General features: G+C 37.9%; 18 protein-coding genes. 11 read left to right on the forward strand and 7 right to left on the reverse strand.

Translation table 11 applies throughout. From position 1 onward, the window contains the following. Positions 1-10: 10 nt before the first annotated feature. Genes nuoL through OQZ33_RS02080 form a run of 9 tightly spaced genes read left to right on the forward strand, consistent with a single transcriptional unit; the run spans position 11 to position 9407 of the window. Positions 11-1912: an NADH-quinone oxidoreductase subunit L gene (nuoL, locus tag OQZ33_RS02040; protein ID WP_322974999.1), complete on the forward strand. Its 1902-nt coding sequence runs from the start codon at positions 11-13 to the stop codon at positions 1910-1912. A gap of 20 nt (positions 1913-1932) precedes the next feature. Then, complete coding sequence (locus OQZ33_RS02045) at positions 1933-3414, forward strand: complex I subunit 4 family protein (protein WP_265797368.1); 1482 nt, start codon at positions 1933-1935, stop codon at positions 3412-3414. Between the two features lie 3 nt (positions 3415-3417). After that, entirely contained in the window at positions 3418-4791 is a 1374-nt protein-coding gene (locus OQZ33_RS02050; RefSeq protein WP_265797369.1) for an NADH-quinone oxidoreductase subunit N, read from the forward strand. A gap of 48 nt (positions 4792-4839) precedes the next feature. Next, entirely contained in the window at positions 4840-5490 is a 651-nt protein-coding gene (locus OQZ33_RS02055) for a DedA family protein (protein ID WP_265797371.1), read from the forward strand. 7 nt (positions 5491-5497) lie between these two features. After that, complete coding sequence (locus OQZ33_RS02060) at positions 5498-6049, forward strand: inorganic diphosphatase (protein WP_265797372.1); 552 nt, start codon at positions 5498-5500, stop codon at positions 6047-6049. After that, a complete protein-coding gene (locus tag OQZ33_RS02065; RefSeq protein ID WP_265797373.1) occupies positions 6049-7473 on the forward strand; it encodes a hemolysin family protein in 1425 nt (474 codons plus the stop codon). Before OQZ33_RS02060 ends, OQZ33_RS02065 begins: the two co-directional genes overlap by 1 nt. 8 nt (positions 7474-7481) lie before the next feature. Beyond that, on the forward strand, positions 7482-8186 hold the full coding sequence (locus tag OQZ33_RS02070; RefSeq protein ID WP_265797374.1) for a 16S rRNA (uracil(1498)-N(3))-methyltransferase: 705 nt from the start codon (positions 7482-7484) through the stop codon (positions 8184-8186). Then, positions 8183-8902, forward strand: a complete 720-nt coding sequence (locus OQZ33_RS02075; RefSeq protein WP_265797375.1) for a DUF4159 domain-containing protein — start codon at positions 8183-8185, stop codon at positions 8900-8902. Before OQZ33_RS02070 ends, OQZ33_RS02075 begins: the two co-directional genes overlap by 4 nt. Before the next feature lie 4 nt (positions 8903-8906). Next, the gene (locus tag OQZ33_RS02080) at positions 8907-9407 is read left to right on the forward strand and encodes an acetyl-CoA carboxylase biotin carboxyl carrier protein subunit (RefSeq protein WP_265797376.1); all 501 of its coding nucleotides are present in this window, start codon (positions 8907-8909) and stop codon (positions 9405-9407) included. Between the two features lie 57 nt (positions 9408-9464). Here the strand turns inward: OQZ33_RS02080 and OQZ33_RS02085 are convergent, their stop codons facing one another. Then, positions 9465-11141 (reverse strand): SUMF1/EgtB/PvdO family nonheme iron enzyme, encoded by a 1677-nt coding sequence (locus tag OQZ33_RS02085; protein WP_265797377.1) that lies wholly within the window; start codon positions 11139-11141, stop codon positions 9465-9467. An 863-nt stretch (positions 11142-12004) separates the two neighbouring features. Here OQZ33_RS02085 and porV point away from each other — a divergent pair. Both porV and ispF read left to right on the forward strand, forming a co-directional pair. After that, positions 12005-13192 (forward strand): type IX secretion system outer membrane channel protein PorV, encoded by a 1188-nt coding sequence (gene porV / locus OQZ33_RS02090; protein ID WP_265797378.1) that lies wholly within the window; start codon positions 12005-12007, stop codon positions 13190-13192. A 49-nt stretch (positions 13193-13241) separates the two neighbouring features. Further along, positions 13242-13721: a 2-C-methyl-D-erythritol 2,4-cyclodiphosphate synthase gene (ispF, locus tag OQZ33_RS02095; RefSeq protein ID WP_265797379.1), complete on the forward strand. Its 480-nt coding sequence runs from the start codon at positions 13242-13244 to the stop codon at positions 13719-13721. A gap of 639 nt (positions 13722-14360) precedes the next feature. On the opposite strand, the gene OQZ33_RS02100 is transcribed toward ispF, so the two are convergent. The 6 genes from OQZ33_RS02100 to OQZ33_RS02125 form a co-directional block, all read right to left on the reverse strand. Continuing rightward, entirely contained in the window at positions 14361-17765 is a 3405-nt protein-coding gene (locus OQZ33_RS02100) for a glycosyltransferase (protein WP_265797380.1), read from the reverse strand. Positions 17766-18000: 235 nt separating this feature from the next. After that, positions 18001-18870, reverse strand: a complete 870-nt coding sequence (locus tag OQZ33_RS02105; RefSeq protein ID WP_265797381.1) for a pirin family protein — start codon at positions 18868-18870, stop codon at positions 18001-18003. A 67-nt stretch (positions 18871-18937) separates the two neighbouring features. Next, the gene (locus OQZ33_RS02110; RefSeq protein WP_265797382.1) at positions 18938-19468 is read right to left on the reverse strand and encodes a YceI family protein; all 531 of its coding nucleotides are present in this window, start codon (positions 19466-19468) and stop codon (positions 18938-18940) included. A gap of 195 nt (positions 19469-19663) precedes the next feature. Continuing rightward, the gene (locus OQZ33_RS02115; RefSeq protein ID WP_265797383.1) at positions 19664-20254 is read right to left on the reverse strand and encodes a Crp/Fnr family transcriptional regulator; all 591 of its coding nucleotides are present in this window, start codon (positions 20252-20254) and stop codon (positions 19664-19666) included. An 11-nt stretch (positions 20255-20265) separates the two neighbouring features. Then, positions 20266-20424 carry a FeoB-associated Cys-rich membrane protein gene (locus OQZ33_RS02120; RefSeq protein WP_082455068.1) on the reverse strand — a complete coding sequence of 53 codons (159 nt, stop codon included), beginning with the start codon at positions 20422-20424 and terminating at the stop codon, positions 20266-20268. 53 nt (positions 20425-20477) lie between these two features. Then, entirely contained in the window at positions 20478-21665 is a 1188-nt protein-coding gene (locus tag OQZ33_RS02125) for a hypothetical protein (RefSeq protein ID WP_265797384.1), read from the reverse strand. Positions 21666-21680 lie beyond the last annotated feature (15 nt).

Consider the following 21680-nt stretch of genomic DNA (forward strand, 5'->3'; position numbering starts at 1 on the left):
TATATTAAGAATGACAATAGAACAATTGATTTGGTTAGTTCCTTTACTCCCTTTTTTAGGATTTGTAATCAACGGACTGGGCAGAAAATCTTTATCTAAAGGACTTGTTGGTATCATTGGAAGTGGTGTAATATTAGCTTCTTTCATCATCAGCATAGTTATTTTCTTTAGTTTACAAGGCGATACACAAAAATCTCACGAAGTATTTTTATTCGATTGGATCACCGCAGGTACGCTGCATATTCCATTATCATTTCTGGTTGACCCATTGAGTTCGATCATGCTTTTGATCATTACGGGAATTGGATTCTTAATCCATTTATATTCTACCAGCTACATGCATGATGATGAAGGATTCGGAAAATTCTTTTCTTATCTGAACCTGTTTGTGTTCTTCATGCTTTTATTGGTATTGGGTTCAAACTATATCGTGATGTTTATCGGTTGGGAAGGTGTAGGCTTATGTTCATACCTGTTAATCGGTTTCTGGTATACAAACAGCGCTTATGCCTCAGCAGCTAAAAAGGCTTTCGTAATGAACCGTATTGGTGATTTGGGCTTTTTGTTAGGGGTATTCTTAATCTTTACTACTTTCGGAAGTGTGGAATTTGCTAAAGTTTTTCCTCAGGCAGCTAATATGTTACCTGGACAAAATACTTTGTTTTTAATTACAATTCTATTGTTTGTTGGTGCGTGTGGTAAATCAGCTCAGTTGCCATTATTCACGTGGTTACCAGATGCAATGGCAGGCCCAACGCCTGTTTCAGCCTTAATTCACGCAGCAACGATGGTAACAGCAGGTATCTACATGATTGCCCGCTCCAGCGTATTGTTCGATTTAGCACCGCTTACACAAAACATCGTTGCCGTTGTAGGTATAACAACTGCTTTAGTTGCCGCAATTATTGCGTTAACACAAACCGATATCAAAAAAGTATTGGCTTATTCAACGGTATCTCAATTGGGATATATGTTTTTAGGCTTGGGCGTTGGCGCTTATACAGGTTCATTCTTCCATGTATTAACCCACGCATTTTTCAAAGCATTATTATTCTTAGGCGCTGGTTCGGTTATTCATGCCATGCACCACGAGCAAGATATGCGCCACATGGGCGGATTAAGGAAGAAACTTCCGGTTACCTTTTTAACGATGATGATTGGTACCATCGCAATTGCAGGCTTACCACCGTTTTCAGGGTTTTTCTCTAAAGACGAAATTTTAGCAAATGCCTACCAGGCAAGCCCAATTCTTTGGGGAGTTGGTGTGTTAACCGCATTCTTAACTTCCTTTTACATGTTCAGAATGATGTTTTTAACCTTTTCTGGAAAATACAGAGGTACACATCACGAAGAAAGTCATGTACATGAGTCGCCAAAAGCGATGACTATTCCTTTAATCATCCTGGCAATATTAGCTGCAATAGGTGGAGCGATTAATATTCCTCACGTTTTCGGTGGAAACGAATGGTTGGCACATTGGTTAAGCGGTGCCGGCGTTGCACAACACGGATTGGAATTAAGTCATTCAACGGAATTTACCTTAATGGGTGTTTCAGTTGTTGCTGCGATCATCGCTTTGCTTTTCGCTTACATCAGATACGTTAAAGGTGCTCGTGTTCCTGTGGCTGATGAGGCACCACGCTCTGCTTTGGCAAAATTATCTTATAATAAATTTTATTTAGATGAGATTTACGATTTTATCATCACCAAACCGTTAGATGCTTTCTCTAGATTTTTCTACAGAATTATCGACACAAAATTTATCGATGGGATTGTGAATGGATTAGGCTGGAGTACAAACGAGGCGAGTAAGGGAGTTCGTTTATTACAAAGTGGAAACGTGGGTTTCTATATATTTATGATGGTAGCTGGTATCATCGCATTGCTTGCTTATACATTTTATTACATATAAAAAGGGTTCAAAAATAAATAATGGAACAACTTTTACTACTTATATTTCTTCCGCTTGCGGGTGCTATCATTACGGCATTTGCGGGTAAGTCTGCTAAAATAGTCTCGACGGTAATTTCAGTCGCTTCTTTAGGCTTGGCCTTGTTCATCGCCTGTAACTTTATTCCAAATGCAAGTACGCAGTTTGAAGCGAACCTGCCATGGATTTCAGATTTAGGCATTCGTTTTCATGCAGGTATCGATGGGATCAGCATGTTGGTGGTATTGCTTACCAATTTGTTAATTCCGATTATCATTTTATCTAGTTACAGACATGACTATAAAAACCCAGCTGCTTTTTATGCATTGATTTTATTCATGCAGAGTGGTTTATTATTGGTTTTTACTGCTATGGATGCTTTCTTATTCTACATTGGGTGGGAGGCTGCATTAATTCCAATTTACTTTATCTGCGCATTCTGGGGTGGAAAAGATAGAGTTCGAATTAACATGAAATTCTTCGTTTACACGATTGCTGGTTCATTGTTTATGTTGATGGGGATTATTTATTTGTATTTGCAAAATCCTGCTCACAACTTCGATATTCAGGCATTTTACGCTTTAAACCTGGATCGTGCACAACAAGGCTGGATTTTCTGGGCGTTCTTTATTGCTTTCGCGATTAAGATGCCAATTTTCCCTTTTCACACTTGGCAGCCAGATACTTACACAGTTGCTCCTACACAAGGGACCATGTTGTTATCTGGTATCATGCTAAAAATGGGTATTTATGGTGTAATCAGATGGTTATTACCAATTGTACCCACAGGCGTTCAGGATTGGTCTGGCCTGGTGATGGTTTTATCTATTATCGGTATCGTTTATGCCTCACTTATTGCCTTTACGCAGAAAGATGCTAAACGTTTGGTGGCTTATTCGTCTATTGCTCACGTTGGTTTAATTGCTGCAGGCATATTTGCATCCTTTAATCTCGGAGGCCTTGGTGAACAAGGGATGCAAGGAGCCATGGTGCAAATGTTAAGTCACGGAATTAACGTGGTAGGTTTATTTTTCGTTTTAGATATTATCTTTTCTCGCACCAAAACCAATAAAATCGAAGAATTGGGTGGTATTGCTAAATCAGCACCACAACTGGCGATTGTTTTCTTAATCATCGTTTTAGGTACAGTTGCCTTACCAGGAACAAATGGTTTTATTGGGGAGTTCTTACTGTTGATGGGCGTTTATAGCTACGGCATTTGGGCGGCTGCAATTGCAGGATTAACCATCATTTTCGGAGCAGTTTATATGTTGCGTATGTACCAAAATGTAATGCTTGGAAAAACAAAAGAATTAACCATCACGTTTACCGACATTCAAGGGACTGAGAAATTGGTTCTTTATATTATCTGTGCTTTAATTATTTTTTTCGGTGTTTACCCGAAACCATTATTGCACTTAACAGAGGCATCTGTACAACATTTATTAGAACAGGTAAATCAAAAATTAACATCAGTAAAATAAGCAATGAATATTATTATAACCATTAGTATAACCGCTTTTATTGTGCTTTATGCAGGTTTGTTTAAAGCAAAGAAAGCATTATTGCCGCTTACCGTTGTTGGCTTACTTACTGCATTAGGCTTTACTGCTGCTGCATGGGATGGCAATGCTGTTCACTTCGGAATGATGCAAACTGATAATTTCGCTTTGGCATTTTCCGGTGTTTGTATTGTAGGCACATTATTGATTTTCTTATTAACGCAAAACTATTTTCACGCTAAAAGCGATAACATAGCAGAATATTACACCTTAATTCTTTTCGCGCTTGCGGGGATGATTATGATGGTGTCGTACAAAAATATGGCTATGTTATTTGTTGGTTTGGAAATCATGTCGGTAAGTTTATATATCCTTGCGGGTATTCGTAAAAAGGATTTTGCATCAAACGAAGCTTCATTGAAATATTTCTTAATGGGTGCTTTTTCAACAGGTTTCTTGTTGTTTGGGATCACATTAATTTACGGAGCCACCGGCTCATTCGATTTAGATAGAATTCAAGCTTACTTAGTTGATAATAGCAAAGCAGTTTCTCCAATCTTTTATCCAGGGGTTATTTTGATGATGATTGGCTTGTGCTTTAAAGTAGGAGCGGCACCTTTCCACTTCTGGACTCCGGACGTTTACGAAGGTTCGCCAACTTTGATCACTACGTTTATGAGTACAGTGGTTAAAACGGCTGGTTTTGCAGCTTTTTTAAGATTGTTTGCCGATGCTTTTGCACCGCTTCACGATTTCTGGGTTGCGCCACTTATCGTGATTGTTTGTATAACCTTGTTCATTGGTAACGTTACTGCATTATTCCAAAAGAATTTCAAACGAATGTTGGCCTATTCAAGTATCTCTCATGCAGGATACTTGTTATTCTCTTTGATTGTAATTGGTCCGCACTCGCAAAACAATGTTTTGGTTTATGCCGCTGCCTATACTTTTGCATCAATTATCGCTTTTGCGGTATTAATATTAGTGAAACAAAAAACCGGTAGCGATAGCTTTGAAAGTTTCAATGGCTTAGGTAAGAAAAATCCTTTAGTGGCCTTATCGCTCACGGTTGCCATGTTATCATTAGCAGGTATTCCTTTAACCGCTGGTTTTATCGGGAAATATTTAATGTTTCTTAATGTTATGGGCGAATACAAGATGCTATTGGTTGCTTTCGCTATATTAAATGCATTGGTAGGTTTTTATTACTATTTCAAGGTTATTGTGGCCGTATGGTTTAAAGATGGCGCTGAAACCGAGCTTTCTACACCTGCACAATACAAGATTGTTTTAGCTGTCTCAGTGGCGATTACGCTAATTTTGGGTATTTATCCTTCAATCGTCTTAAACCTGATATAGGTATGCACTTGTTAGATAATTATTTGTAGTTTTACGAATAATTGAAATATGCAGGATTTCTGGAACCACCTACAACATTTAATTGACCCCGAGAAATTATTGAGGGAGGGCGGTTTCTATCTTGTAGTATTTGTCATCTTTGCAGAAACTGGCCTATTCTTTGGTTTCTTCCTTCCTGGCGATTATTTACTGTTTCTTGCAGGAATGTTCGTAGCAACTGGAAAACTTGATGTTAACATTGCAGTCCTTTTAGCAGGCTTATGTGTAGCCGCAATTTCTGGGAATTTCACGGGTTATTGGTTTGGGCGGAGAACTGGTCCACTACTGTATACCAGAAAAGACAGTTTCTTTTTCAAAAAGAAATATTTAAAAGCAGCAGAAGAATATTATAACAAACAAGGTGCCTTCGCACTGATCATGGGCAGATTTGTTCCAATTGTAAGAACTTTTGCACCGATTTTTGCTGGAGTAGTAAAATTAGACTTTAAAAAGTTTGCTTTCTATAATATTGTTGGTGGAATTTTATGGATCTGCTCGCTCACTTTGTTAGGCTACTTTTTAGGTAAAAGATTTGAAAAAGAGATAAACGATTACTTATTATATATTATTATTGGCTTCATCGTTATTACAACTATACCTTTATTGATTACCTTTGTAAAAAGTAAAGTTAAAATCCCGGAAGGGGAAAAAAAGATTTAAATTAAAAATGGCAAAAGACGATCATCACGCATGGCATAGCGTATCTCCTGGTAAGAACGTTCCAGAAATTGTAAACGCAATCATTGAAATTCCTAAAGGCTCAAAGGCTAAGTATGAAATAGATAAAGAATCCGGACTAATCAAGTTAGACAGGGTTCTTTTTTCATCAGTAATGTATCCAGCTAACTATGGCTTTATCCCACAAACTTATTGCGATGATAAAGATCCATTAGATATTCTTGTACTTTGTTCTGTTGATGTTTACCCAATGACATTAATTGAAGCTAAAGTTGTTGGCGTAATGCACATGGTTGATAATGGAGAGCAAGACGATAAAATTATTGCGGTTGCAGCACATGATATGTCCGTTAATTACATTAACGATCTGGATGAATTGCCACCACATCAAATGAAAGAAATTGTTCGTTTCTTTCAAGATTATAAAGCACTGGAAGATAAAAATGTTACTATCGAACATTTATTAGGTGTTCGCTATGCTCATAAAGTAATTAAGGAAAGTATAGAACTTTACAACACAACATTTAGAGAATTAGCATAATGGATTTACCCACGGCCTGCTTGTTTTTAAATTTAGAGTTAAGTGCAATATTGCCCACCAATACCATTTTGGTTGCTTTAGAAGAGCCTGATACTGCATCTGTAGGTTGGAGGTTGTTTCTAGCATTATTTTTAGTTTTACTAAACGGATTCTTTGTTGCAGCAGAATTTGCAATTGTAAAAGTCCGAGCATCTCAAATTGAAATAAAAGCAAAAACAGGTAGCCGGGTTGGTAAAATGGCCAAAACGATCCTCCATAATTTGGATGGTTATTTAGCGGCCACGCAGCTAGGTATAACGCTTGCATCACTTGGCTTAGGTTGGGTTGGTGAAGGCGTTATGCATACTATTTTCAAAAATCTTTTCGATAGCCTCGAATGGGGGTTTAGTGACGCCACTATTCATACCGCATCAACAATTGTAGCTTTTTCGCTAATTACTGTAATGCACATCGTATTTGGTGAGTTAGCACCGAAATCATTTGCAATACAAAGACCGGTAGCCACTACTTTGTTTGTTTCTGTTCCACTCCAAATTTTTTACGTGGTTTTCAAACCATTCATTTGGACTTTAAACAGCCTGGCAGCAGTGATTTTGAAGCCATTCGGTATTGATACTTCTGCGGGCCACGAATCCTTACACAGTACAGAAGAACTTCAATACTTGTTAGATCAGGGAAAGGAAAGTGGTGCATTGGATAACAATGAGCACGAACTTATTAAAAATGTATTCGATTTTAATGAGCGCGTAGTAAAGAATATTATGGTTCCGCGTACCAAGATTTCAGGTATCGAATTATCTTCGTCGAAAGAAGAGGTAATCGATAAAATCATTGCTGAGGGCTATTCTCGCCTCCCAGTTTATGATGAGATAATGGATAAAATTGTCGGAATTATTCACGCCAAGGATATTTTGCCATTAGTTGCTTCTGGTAACCAACATTGGACGCTGAATGATATTATTCGCAAACCTTACTTCGTCACTGAAACAAAAAAAATTAACGATTTAATGAGCGAACTGCAAAGCAACCGCATCCAAATCTCCATTGTTTTAGATGAGTTTGGTGGTACGGCAGGGATGGTTACGCTAGAGGATATTGTGGAAGAATTGGTAGGCGAAATTCAGGATGAATATGATGAAGAAAAGCCTTTAGTTGAAAAAGTATCGGATAACGAATTTATTGTAAATGCCTTTGCAACAGTTTATGATGTGAATGAGCATTTACCACATGATTTGCCAGAGGATGAAGATTTTGATACAGTTGGTGGTCTAGTTTCTCATGTTTTTGAACGGATTCCAGAGGTTGGAGAAAGCAATGAATCTTATGGTTATCTGTTTACCATCTTAAAGAAAACAGAACAAAACATTGAAACTATTAAGCTCGAATTGGTAATAAATAAAGAAGATCAGGTTGATAATCATTAAATTCAACAATGCATATTTTTTATACGCCAGATATTACCCAGGATACCTATACGCTTAACGAAGAGGAAAGTAAACATTGCGTTAGGGTATTACGTTTATCAGTTGGGGCTGTAGTAAACTTAGTTGATGGTAGAGGGGGTTTTTACACCGCTGAAATCATTTCAGATAACCCCAAAAAGGTAGGTCTATCCATCCTTAAGGTAGAAACCGAATTTCATAAAAGAAATCACTATTTGCACCTTGCGGTCGCACCTACAAAAAATATAGACCGAATGGAATGGTTTTTAGAGAAAGCAACGGAAATCGGAATAGATGAAGTAACCCCGATCATTACCGATCGATCTGAACGACGTGTTGTTAAAGGAGATCGATTAAGCAAAGTTATTACTTCTGCAGTGAAACAATCCATCAAAGCCTACCATCCAACACTAAATGAAGCAATTTCCTTTAATGCTTTCCTTAACCTTCCTTTTGAAGGGAGTAAACTAATAGCGCATTGCATTGATGAAGAGAACAAGAAATACATCTCTGACCTCGTTGTCCCGCATCACAAATATTTAATTCTTATTGGTCCAGAAGGAGATTTCAGCCCCGAAGAAGTGAGTTTAGCTTTGAACAAAGGTTATAAACCATTAACTTTAGGAGATAACAGGTTGCGCACCGAAACCGCTGCATTATCTGTTTGTTTTGAAATCAATTATCTTAACCGATGAAAAGAGTTGAAATTTATAAATTGAAAATCATAGGTTTATTATCATTAAAACGGTTACTCTCGTGTTCGTTTATCTTTATTCTTTGCTCATTAATCTTTGTTCTTACTTCTTTTAATGTTCCTTCTTACCGAATGGGCAAGCTGAAGTATAGTGGTGGCGGAGATTGGTATGCAGACAGGACTGCACTTCCAAATTTAATTTCATTTTGTAATTCCAGTTTAAAGACTAATTTTTATCCTGAAGAAAGTATTGTCGAAGTAGGTTCGAAAGAACTATTCAATTACCCGTTTGTCTATATGACAGGCCATGGTAACGTGGTTTTTAGTGATCAGGATGTTAAAAATTTGAGGCAGTATTTAACAGGAGGAGGTTTTCTGCATATTGATGATAATTATGGGTTGGATAAATTTATCAGGCCTCAAATGAAAAAAGTTTTTCCAGAACTGAATTTCGTAGAGTTACCTTCCAATCATGCCATTTACAACCAAAAATTCAAATTTCCGGGTGGGTTGCCCAAGATTCATGAGCATGATAATAAGCGGCCACAAGGTTTTGCCTTGATATACAAAGGGAAAGTGGTTTGCTACTACACCTTTGAGTGCGATTTAGGTAATGGTTGGGAAGATTTTGGTACATATCCCGAGGATAGCCGGGAAACTCGCGATAAGGCGCTTAAAATGGGCGCTAATTTAGTTCAGTATGCTCTAACGCAATAATTTTATGTATAAAGTAAAAGTTAATGATCAGCTTCATTATGATATTCGAATCAACCATAACGGGGTTAAATTAAACGGAGAAAACATTTCTTTGGATTCCATTAAGTTGAGCAACAATTCTTCGCATCTGCTTTATAAAAATAAATCATATAATGCGGAGGTCATATCAGTTGATAGCAGTAATAAAACCTGTGCAATAAAAGTTAATAGAGCAATCTATCAAATTAAGGTTGAAGACCAATTTGATCAGTTGCTGAAACAAATGGGCATGGACAATCTTGCCGGAACTAAAATTTCGGAGGTTAAGGCGCCAATGCCAGGTTTGGTATTAAATGTAATGGTAGAAGAAAATGTAGAAGTTAAAAAGGGTGACAGCCTATTGGTTTTGGAGGCCATGAAGATGGAAAATATATTGAAATCTTCAGCTGAGGGGATTGTTAAAAAGGTGCTAATTAATAAAGGTGATAAGGTAGAGAAGAATCAGGTACTTATTCAATTTAAATGATACAAGAATTATAAGGTAACAAAAAACTCCCAATTCGTTAGAGTTGGGAGTTTTTTGTTACTTGCCTTTACTTACCCGGTATGGTCTGGGAGGAGGCGTTTTAAAACTTCTTTTTCCTGAGGTGCTAATTTCTGGAGCACCTAACATGGTCATGGCGCAACGGAATCCTATTTCTGCTGATGATTCATCTTGTGATAAGAAACGTCTGGTTGCTGGATTTAACCAATAAGCCATATCGTTCCATGAACCGCCTTTATAAACCCTGGATTTATCATTTATCAACGTTACCCCTTCTTCATTCAAAAGAAGATTCTCTTTATCTCTATAACCTCTCTGATCGGCCTGGTAAGTTGTAGCTGCAGTTGTGCTCTGCGGATCAGTTGATTTTGAAATTGAATCGATACGTTTTGCCTGCGCTTGTTTTTCTGCCCAGGTTTGTTTTCTTCCTGAATATGCATTCTCTTTTATCGGATTACCATATTTATCCAAGGCAATTTTTCCAGTTTGCGCATTATCCAGCTTCTTGTTCTCGAAATAGTTACCACGATAAGGATTAAAAGCATCTGCATCAGTGAATGTACCAGTTCTGTAAACATCATTTACCCACTCATTCACATTTCCAGCCATGTTATATAAACCGAAATCGTTAGGGGTATATTGAATTACCGGAACTGTTAAATCTCCTTTATCATTCAATGATCCGCCAACACCCATGTAATCACCAGGTGCTCTTTTGAAGTTGGCTTGTATCATACCTCTAGTTTTCTTGGCTGCAGAACTCACTCCTAGTCCATTCCAAGGATAAATTTTATTCTGATTGATGTTTTCGTATTCAGTATTGCCGATTAATCCCAATGCAGCATATTCCCACTCTGCCTCTGTAGGCAAGCGGTAAGGCTGCATAATTACACCATCTTCTAATGTGGCAGTTCTTCTTGGTTGATTATTGCCCCTGCCACCTGCTGTAGCGCCTGCTGTCCCCGTAGCAGCACCGGATTTAGTATTATAATCTATTGGTGCATTTCTACCTTTATCGTCGTACTGTCCGTTAAGGTAAGCATCAGTGTTAAATGGTTTATCTGGTCTAGGGGTTGCTGCTGTTGCTGCTCCATTCTTCCCCGTATTTCCACCAGCCAAAGTTTTATAATCTGTTAAAATACCTTTTTCCCGTAAAATAAACTCATTGGCCCGAGAGGTCCTCCATTGGCAATAACGCGAAGCTTGCTCCCATGAAACTCCAACTACTGGATAGTCGCGGTAGGCCGGGTGACGTAAATAATTATCTACATAAGGCTCGTTATATGATAAAGCACTACGCCAAACTAAAGTATCGGGCAGCTCATTGTAGTAAAACTCTTGATCTTCCGGAAAGTTATATCTAATCCAATGCAGGTATTCCAACCAATCGGTATTAGAGACTTCAGTTTCGTCCATGTAAAACGAAGGGACTGTTACCTGTCTTTTGTAGTTATAAATATTCGGTTCAATACCAGGAACTTCAATAGCACTTCCACCTACGACTAAAACCCCACCTTCAATGGGAATTAATCCAGGTCCCGGGGCTCTTTTATACTGAGTAGCCACAGCAAAAGCGCCCGATTGATTCGTTTTGCTTTTCCGATCTGCGTAGGGAACACCTGTTTTGCTAGAACTGTTTCCTCCCTTGGAGCTACAAGCACTTAGCAATGCCGCTAATGACAAACAAGTAAAAGAATAAAGTATAAGTTTTTTCATAAAGTACAGGGGACGATCGCCAAATGACGATTCAACTGATAAAATTAAGCAATTTTAGTGGATATATAAATATTGTGGCAATAAAATACCGATTATATTTTTATCCCATAACGTATTATTTTATGAGGTATTGTGCCTTTTAAATTTTTGATTGATTTATTTGATATTCAATTGCAGGTAAGGTTTAATGATTTCATTCGTTTATTGAGAGGCTACATGCGCAAACCTATATTATGATAGGGATTAACCCATGTTTAAGAAAATTTCCATAATAATTATTATTGTGATTCTACTTACCTCTGCCGCTGCCATTCCAACATTGTTTAAAAGAGATTGATGCCAAACTAAAATCAATAATAAATATCATAAAGCCCAAGTTAGATTTTAAAGACCTGGATTTAAGTTTGGACACTCTTTCCCAACTTGGGGTTAAACGCCCACGATCTGTCGATAATCGCGGCGACAGCTTTGCGAAAGATACACCTGCAAATGTTAAACAAATGCAATAAATGTTAGTTTTTTAAGTATAATTAAGGGTGGAACCTATTGAAAGAACCGTAGATCTTAATGAAGCCACTATTTATGCCATGATTTTAAAAAGTAGGAAAATGAATTGGGATATCATTTGCTGATAAATCAATAACCTTTTTAAAAAAAAAAGAATAAATAATAAACACGCAAATGCCTAGTTAATCAATAGTTATGACTTCTGTGGTTTCACGAAACTGTAAAAATCGCAGCTGAAGCGATTAAATAATCGCATATTTCGTAATTTGGTAAAATATAATTTTTAGTTCTGCGTTATCAAACCAATCTCCAGAATAACAATGTCCCGAAAATCTAAAATTACGTACCTTTAAAGAATGAATTTCAAGTATCTCATTAAACTTGCTTTTTCTGCACTCTCTTTGACCTTGATATTTGGTAAAACAAATGCTCAGGTGGCTATAGGTACAACTCAAACGAATGGCAGCGAATCGAACAATATTGTAACAGCCGTTCCTTTTTTATTAATTACACCCGATGCTCGTTCAGGCGCAATGGGTGATGCGGGTGTTGCCGTTGCAGGCGATGTAAATTCGGCAAGTATAAATGCTTCTAAACTGGCATTCATCGATAAACCGTACGGGTTTTCAGTTTCCTATAGTCCGTGGCTGAAAAGTTTGGTGCCTGATATTAACCTGGCTTATTTAAGTGGTTTTTACAAACTTGATGATCGAAATACGATCGGTGCTTCCCTACGTTATTTTTCTTTAGGCTCGATTCAGTTAACAGATGTTAATCAGCAAGATTTAGGTACTGCAAATCCTAACGAACTGGCATTTGATATTTCGTTCGCTAGAAGCTTTGGCGAGGAATTTTCTTTAGGCTCATCCGTTAGATATATTTATTCAAATTTAGCTTCTGGTCAGTTATCATCATCCGGTCAGGTACGTGGGGGTACATCAGTAGCAGTAGATGTTTCTGGCTTATATAAAACAGCTACAACCATGTTCGGAAAGCAGGCTGTGCTGTCTGCGGGTGCTAATATTTCAAACATTGGTACTAAAATGAGTTATTCTGATGGGGGCGAGAATTTTTTCTTGCCTACTAATTTTAAATTGGGTGGTGCCTCCACTATTGTTGTTGATGATTACAGCACCTTCACCTTAGCCCTTGATTTTAATAAGTTGTTGGTACCAACCCAACCTATTTACGATTCGAACGGTAATATTATTAGTGGTAGAAACCCAAACCGCTCCGTTCCTGCCGGTATTTTTGGTTCATTCTCCGATGCACCGGGTGGTTTCAGCGAAGAACTCAGAGAGGTTGGAATATCAACGGGTTTAGAGTATTGGTACAACCAACAATTTGCTTTGCGGGCAGGATATAATTATCAAAGCCCCTCAAAAGGCGATAGTAGATATTTTACTTTGGGTTTAGGTTTGAAATACAACGTTTTCAATATAGATTTCTCGTATTTGTTAGCAAACACACAAACAAGTCCATTGGCAAACACGCTCCGTTTCGGCCTTTTGTTTAACTTTGGCGATAAGAAGATCATCAGATAAGATTTTCAGGAATTTTGCCGACAATTAGTTAAACACTTAATCATTTACAATGAAAATTAAAGTAGGCTTTGGCTTCGATGTACATCAACTAAAAGATCAGCACCCTTTTGTAGTTGGTGGTGTAACATTAGATCATCATAAAGGTGCTTTTGGCCATTCGGATGCCGATGTTTTGCTTCACGCCATTTGCGATGCTTTATTAGGTGCTGCCAACCTTGGTGATATTGGTTTTCATTTTAAAAATACCGATGATCGCTGGAAGGGGATAAGCAGTATTATCCTACTAAAAGAAACAGTTAAATTATTAGCCGATAAAGGCTGGCAAGTGGGAAACATTGATTCCATGCTTTGTTTGGAGGCTCCAAAAATTAATCCTCACATACCCGCCATGCAAGAAAATATTGCCAAGGCTATTGGGATTAGTACAGAAGATATTTCGATTAAAGCGACCACAAATGAAACAATGGGTTTTGTGGGTAGGGAAGAAGGCGTTGTGGCCTATGCCGTTTGTTTAATCGAGAAAGTATAAATTCAAATAAATATTTTGAAGCGCAAAGCCAGTTCAAAACACAAAATTTGTTCCCGTTTTGCGCTTTTACGCCTGCCTGCGGTAGGCAGGCTTCGCTCGTCATGCTTCCTCGCTGCCGGGTAATGCTTCAAACTGGGGCTAAAAAGCAGCAATAGTATTCATTTCCAAGGGTTGCAAGGCGCCAACACTTTATTGCAAAAGTTCTGGCTAACCTAGTTGCTGAGCGATGGTTTCCTAATTGATCTATCAAATAAAACGAATTGCCGCTTTGATTAATTCAAATGAAGATCATGAAACGTTCCGAGGGAACGAAATTGAAAAATATAATCTTTCGTCTACCCAGGATCCGTCCCTACGGAACTGACAACCATTTCTTCTAGCATTTGGCATGAAAGGTGCTGAAATAAATTCAGCAAAACGAACAGTGTTATTAGGTTGTGAGCTCAGATGTAGCACAGATATGGCACCTATTCTATAATCTTTATCACAAAGAACTAATTTCAGGGTTATAATCATGGGTAATATTTTTTGCGGATACCAAACTACGAAATCCGGCTCGTGTTGAAATTCGTTCCGTAGGAACGTTTTATGAAGACAATAAAATCAATTGGAAATTTATCAAATTGATTGTTCATTGCATCAAGCAACAGCTTCCTTCACATTTCCTGTTCGTTTTAGCGTTCCCCAGGATTCCAGCTCTCCTTTAATGGCTTTTCTTATTGATTTAAAAAGAACCAGGTACATCAGCTGCCGCCAAAAAAATCGTTGAGGAACAAGGTAAATCAGGTTTTTTAGCTTCTCTTTTTCCATTTTAAATGCAATGGCTGCAAAAATTATATCAACAAAAATGAAGATCAAATAATAAAACAATACTTGACCAAAACCATTGTGTAGGCTTAAAATTCCGGAGAAACCTGTTAACGTTAAATTGTTAATGGTGCTTAAAGAAAACAGGCCACTTACCAATGAAATCAGCATAAACAAATCTGCCAGAGGGGAAAACAGGGGCAGAATGATTTGATAGATTAGAATATTAGGCATGCCTATCATTCCGAAATAGCCATATTTTCTATTTAATAGTGTTTTGCGATTTTTCCAAAAACTTTGCATCACCCCAAAGCTCCAACGAAAACGTTGCTTTAAAAGCATATTTACAGTTTCTGGTGCTTCGGTATAAGCTATGGCTAAATCACAGTTTTTCACTTTATGCCCTGCTCTTAAAATCCGCATCGTTAAATCGCAGTCTTCAGCAAGCGTATCGATGGTGAAACCACCAACCTCCAACACTACCGCTTTTCTAAATGCTCCAATAGCACCAGGCACAACTGTTATCGTATTCAATAAATCGAAGGCTCTGCGATCCATGTTTTGCGACGTGATATACTCTATCGATTGCCATCTGGTGATGAGGTTTCGCGTATTTCCAACCTTAACCGTGCCGGCAACAGCAGCAATGTCTTCCCCATAGAAATAACGCATCAGTTCTGTTACTGCATTTGCTTTCAGTTGCGTGTCGGCATCAATACAAATGATAAACTCAGCATTGGCTCTGGCAATTCCATAATTCAGCGCAGAAGCTTTGCCGCCATTTTCTTTTTTAAAAACTTTAACCTGGGCATGTTTGCCGAAGCGGGTATTGATAACCTGGAAGGTGTTGTCTTTCGATCCATCATCCACAAAAATCAATTCGAAATTCGGATAATCAATTTTCAGCAGACTTTGGATGGTTTGTACAGCCGTGATCTCCTCATTGTAAGCCGGAATAATAATACTTACCATTTGGTTAGGATTTTGAACAAGCTCCGCCGCATTTATTTTAGCCAGTTTACGTTGTTTAATTGCCAGGTAGGCAATAAAAATCGTCCTTAAAATGGCCAAAACAATAGCTACTGAAAATATGGCGTTCAAGATGATATTTCCGTAATAAAAGAAGTTTATGAAAAAATAATCTCCCGATCCGGTAAATCCGCTATTGGCTTCAGAATTTACAGCAGGCATCAGCTCTGTTCTTTTTTTGCCCATTAAATCGCCAACAGTGATGAAAGTATAACCCTGAGATTTGAAAAATCTGATAATTCGTGGCAAGGCTGCAACGGTTGCTTCGCGGTTCCCGCCAGCATCATGTAAAAGCAGGATGTTTCCGTTATCTTTTTGTTTTACCACCTCGTTGAAGATCTGATCTGCTGTTTTGCCAGGCTCCCAATCTTCAGGGTCGATATACTCACCAATGTTTATGTAGTTTTCTTTACGACTTTGCGCCACAGGCAAAATTTCTGATATATTTTGCGGCTCGGCATCTGCATTGAAAGGTGCACGAAATAAAATGGTGCTATGGCCAGTAACGGCCTCAATCAATCTTCTTGTGGCATTAAGCTCAAATTTTACCCTTCGAGGGCCAATGGCTGACATATCAGGATGAAAAAAGGTATGGTTTCCGATTTCATAACCTTCATCATATTCTCTCCTCAACAATTCCATGTTTTTTTCGGCCATGATGCCTACAACAAAGAAACAACCGGGCACTTTTTCTTGCTTTAAAATTTGAAGAACCTGTGGCGTGTAAACCGGATCAGGACCATCATCGAATGTAAGCGCAATTTTTTTGTCGGCTTCTCCAAACCGTTTAATCACATATTTTTCTGGCAAGCGAATGTACTTTTGGTTTGCGATGCTGAAATCAGTTTTATCAAGCGTAAACTGAACGGCACCAGGTTTGGGCGTAGAAACCAAATCCAATATTTCTCCGTCGCCAATGTAAGAGACGCCAGTCATGTTCAAAGTGGACATCTTGCGTAGATCAAATGGCTTTTTCTCTAAAGCACTCAAGCTCAAGTCTTCAGAAATGAAAGACCATAACCTTTTATCTTCTGATCCTAAACGCCACAAGGCAATACCTGCGATTCCCCAATCATCAGCTTTGCGTATGATGTTAAAATACGTAGCCGCATCTGTAAAATATACATCATGTTGAATGCCGCTTCCATCTTTAAAACTGTAATTCAAATTTGCGGAGGAAGGATTGTAGGTTACTGTACTTTTGTAATTGACAGCAGAAGTGATCGCTTCTTCATAGGTTACAGATTTGCCAACGCTATTTTTTGGCCAGTCATAACCATAACAAGCCAATGCTAATATTACTTTATCCGCATCAACTTTAGTGCAAATATTATCAAGCTTTTCTTCTACCCATTCCTGGTTTGATACATCGCCGGAATTGCTTAAATCTGTATGCTGATCATAAGCCATAATCACAATGTAATCATTGTATTTCTGCAAAATATCGGGTTGATAATCATCATTTTCAGGAGAAATATCTTGAGATACAATGAGTTTTTTTGCATGAAACTGATTGTACAGATTTTTCATAAAGGAATTGAAACTATTGCTGTTTTCAAGATTCAATTCTTCAAAATCAACATTTATTCCTTTGTATCCATATTTTTGAACGATAGAGATTAAGTTAGAAATCAACTTTTGTTGAGCAGGTAGATCATTCAATAATCGTTTTACAGCATTGCCATCCCAATGGTCTTTATTAAAGTTAGAAAGCACGGCAATTGCTGATTTTTTACTGTCGTGAATAACTTTCAGTGCGGCAGTGTCGGCCTTGTCAACAATAGAATCGCCATTTAGGAAAAAAGATTCTGTAGCAACCATATCCAGATGGCCAATATTTCGCTTAAGGTCTGATATGGATTCGTTTTTTGTACCTGCCCAACTCACATAAAAAGCCATGTTAATGCGTTTGTGGTTGCCACGTTTATGAAGCGCTCTATTCTCCCGGTCCTTTTTTATTTTTTGCAGCTTCGTTTTCGCTATAGAGAAAGCTTTGTATCGTTGCGATTTTTTTAATTTATCTAGCTGCCTAGCCGTAAGCGGCGTATTGGTATTGATAAAAGGCAATTTTGGCGCCTGAACCGACGATAAAGTAAACGCAACGCACACAATTGCGATGATGAAAACTAAAAAAAACGATCGACTAACCCAGGTAAAAGTATTCCAGCGTCTTTTGTTCTCAGTTTGAAATATTTGTTTTCCGGACATTTTTCTTCTGATTTAATAATCAAATGTCACTAACGAATATGAAGATTGTATGAAAATGATTTGGAGAGCAATGCCTGCAACATTTCTTAATGTTCCTCCTGCTACGCTATATTCCCGATGAAGAAAGGACCGGGGAGATACCGCTTTAATCAGGGCTAAGTACTTAGGTAGGTACAAAAAAAAGCCGGCAATTTTTATAAAAAAGCCGGCTCAAAATATAAATTATAAACCTGTATTATTCTTCTAAATAACCAAATCTGCCTTGGTTGTAGTCTGAAATTGCCTGAGTAATCTCAGCCTCCGTGTTCATCAAGAATGGACCATATTGAACAATTGGCTCATCAATTGGTTCACCGCTTAAAATCAATACAACGGAATTTTCAAGCGCTTCAATTTTAATTTCTTCTCCTTCATTTTTGAAGTAGATGAAATTATCGGCAGAAACGATTTCATTATTATCTACCTGAATTGAACCCTCAATCACCATAAATCCGGTGTTGAAGTTTGCCTGAAAACTAAATTCGGCTTTTCCGCCTTTGTTTAACCTTGCATTGTACAATTCTATAGGTGTGAAAGTACTGGCGTTGCCCTTAATTCCATGATAGCTTCCTGCAATGATTTCAATTTTTCCCCCATCATCGCTTAGATGATAATGGGCCATTTTACTTTGCTGAATAGCCTGATATTTTGGCTTATTCATTTTGAATTTTGCCGGAAGATTAACCCAAAGTTGGACCATTTGAAAAGGGCCGCCCGCTAAGCTGTAGTTCTCTTCGTGATATTCTTTATGAAGAATTCCACTTGCTGCCGTCATCCATTGCACATCTCCGGGATAAATAACGCCGCTATGGCCCGAACTGTCATGATGAGCAACTGCTCCATGGTAAGCAATAGTAACTGTTTCAAAACCACGATGCGGATGTATGCCAACGCCCCGAGGTTCTTTCCTGGCAGAGAATTCAATTTTAGAGCCATAATCCATTAAGAAAAAAGGACTCATATCAATTTCATAACCGCCCGGGAAAAAATTATGCACTCTAAATCCATCTCCAACCATGTGTGGTGCAGGTGCTTTTAGAATATTGGCTATTTGTTTAGTTTCCATACTTGGAGATTTTGTTTAGCGTTTGGAGGTAAGCGATTTGAACGCTTAACACCAAACGCCTATACACTTAAGCTTGTTTTACAAACTGCAATTCTCCAAGAAGGCGTACTTCTTCACTCACCATAACGCCCCCCGTTTCCAGTGCAGCATTCCAGGTTAAACCGAAATCAGAACGGTTGATTTTTCCGCTCAAGGTAAAACCAGCCTTAGTATTTCCCCATGGGTCAGTTGCAATACCTCCAAATTCAGCAGTTAATTTTACAGGTTTAGTTTCACCTTTAATGGTTAAGTCGCCTTTAACAATATAATCGCCGCCATCTTTCTCTACTGAAGTAGATTGAAATTCGATGTGTGCAAACTTTTCAGCATCAAAGAAATCGCCACTTTTTAAGTGGTTATCACGATCTGTATTTCCTGTATCTAACGAATCAATATCGCCTTTAAAAGAGATTTCGCTGTTTTCAAATTCGTCGCCCTCTGAAGTTAATTCAGCTGAGAAAGATTTTAAGCTACCTGTAACGGTAGTAATCATTAAGTGTTTTACTTTAAATTGTAATTCACTGTGTGTTGGATCTAATGTCCATTTAGTAGTTGCCATATCGTTTTGTTTTTTGAGGTGTTTAATATTTACACTACAAAATTACAGCAAGGGCGTGAAATAGAAATTGATGTATGTTAATTAAATGAGTGAATTAGAGAAACATAGATTTATTCGAACGGATTATGGAGTGATTGAATTAAGAATATTTACAATTTTGGCATTCTCTCATTTAAAACTCAACACTCAAAATTTCTATGATGGCCTGAAGTGTTTATTGGCCAGTTCTTTTCTTACACGGCTTAAAGATTCTGGAGTAATTCCCAGGTAGGATGCAATCATCCATTGGGGAACGCGGAGCGTAAGGTTTGGATAAAGTTTTATAAAATCAAGGTAACGTTCTTCAGCGGGTGCACTTAAAAGCATATTAATCCTTTTTTGCATAAACCGGATAGAATTATTGAGCAATCTTGTGTGCATGGGCTGCAAACAAGGAACTTGTATAGCGGCTTGTTCCATAAAGTCGTTTGGCATTATCACTACCTCTGTCGCTTCAATGGCATCTATAAAAAAAACAGATGCTTCATTGTTCATGCTATTGCGATCGGATATCAACCAGTTTTCGGGTGCAAATTGAAGAATGTGCTCTTTGCCTTTTGCATCGATGGAGTAAGCACGAAGCAGACCTTTACAAACAAAAAAGCCGTGTTTCGTGATGTCGCCGGTGTATTGAACGATTTCGCTTTTTTCGAATTTTTTTATTTTTAAACCAGTAGAAATACTGTCGAATTGTTCATCAGTTATTTGAATTTTTTCTTTGAGGTAATTTTTAAACTGATCAATCATAACGGCTGAAATTACTTTTTCGCAGGCTTAATGTCAGAAAAATCTACGCCACACTTGCAATTACCACCACATCCATCTTTTTTAACCTGTAAAGATTTATAAACCAAACGGCCAACATACACCAATGCAACCGCAAAAAGTAGAAAGACTAAAATCGTTTGAGTATTCATAAAACAAATATAAGCTGATTTTGCTATTTCGAACTCAGGTTAATGTAAAAAGGTTATTCTTCCATAAGACCAACTGTTCCGCCAACCCAGTCAAAATCTTTATTGTAACGAACACCAATCATTTTTCCCTTGCTTAACCGGCCTAAATTCGTGCAAAGCTGGGGTTCGCCACCATCAGGCCACAAATACATCATTCTAATTTCGGCCTTTACACCGCCATCCGGCGATTGAACTACGGGTTCGTAAGTAACTTTTCTTTGTAAGATCCAATTTTCTGGATCAGAGATCTTATTAATATCAGCTTTGGTAACATCTATAATCACCCCCATACCCGCAAAAGAGAAAAGTGGCTTTAGAACATAATTTTCCAGGTCAGTTGGTATTGCAGAAAGCTCATTTAAAAAACGGGTTTCAGGAACAAACTCGCTTTTTAAAAATGGCATGGTATACTTGCTTATTCTGTAAAACCAGTTTGGGTGCGTCACCCACTCTATGTCGAGCTCTTCCCTCGGGTCGAAACTGTTTTTAAAAATTTCGGTATTGCCAGCTACTTCATCGAATATTAACCTGTTATAAATCCGTTTCAATTGGATTTGCTGACCATTTTCTTCGTAAAATAATTGTTTACCGTTTTTCTTGATATCCTCTAAAGCCAGGATTTTAATACCGAGCATTTTTTGAGTTACGAAAAAATCAATAGCTGTTTTTTGGTTTGGAGCATCTACATCCATCAAAGCAACTTCATGCGGTTGATGTTTGCCTATAATTACTTCTTTAAAAAGGTTAATGTATTTTTCTTCGTCAAAACCATTTAAGAAATGATTCACGGAGTGATCAATGTCAAAACACTTTCTAAAGGTGTTTGCCAAATGAATCTGAAAGCCATAAAGCGAAGGGAAGCCTTGCATTTCGATTAACATGGGGGTTAATTCGCCAGCTTCATTTTTACAGATTCCGAAATCAAAAGTTAAAAAATGAGGCTGTTTGTTCTCATTCGGAACATTCCAATCTGCAGGAATCGATTTTTGTGTTAACGCCTTAAAGTTCGGCTGTTTTATGAGATTAATGATTTCTTCACCTGCCGCAATCAGCTTTTCTTTTAGCGCTCTGGGTACAAAAATTGGCGTTTCGGCAACTCGAAAGGGAATTTGGAAATAGTTGCTTTCCAGATCCGTAATGAATTTTTTGTATTTTTCTTCGGTAAACTGTTCGTTATATTTTCGGCGTTGAGCTGGTATCATAATGTTATTCTTTTA

It is taken from the genome of Pedobacter sp. MC2016-05 (assembly GCF_026239735.1).
In the GTDB taxonomy this organism is placed as follows: Bacteria; Bacteroidota; Bacteroidia; order Sphingobacteriales; family Sphingobacteriaceae; genus Pedobacter.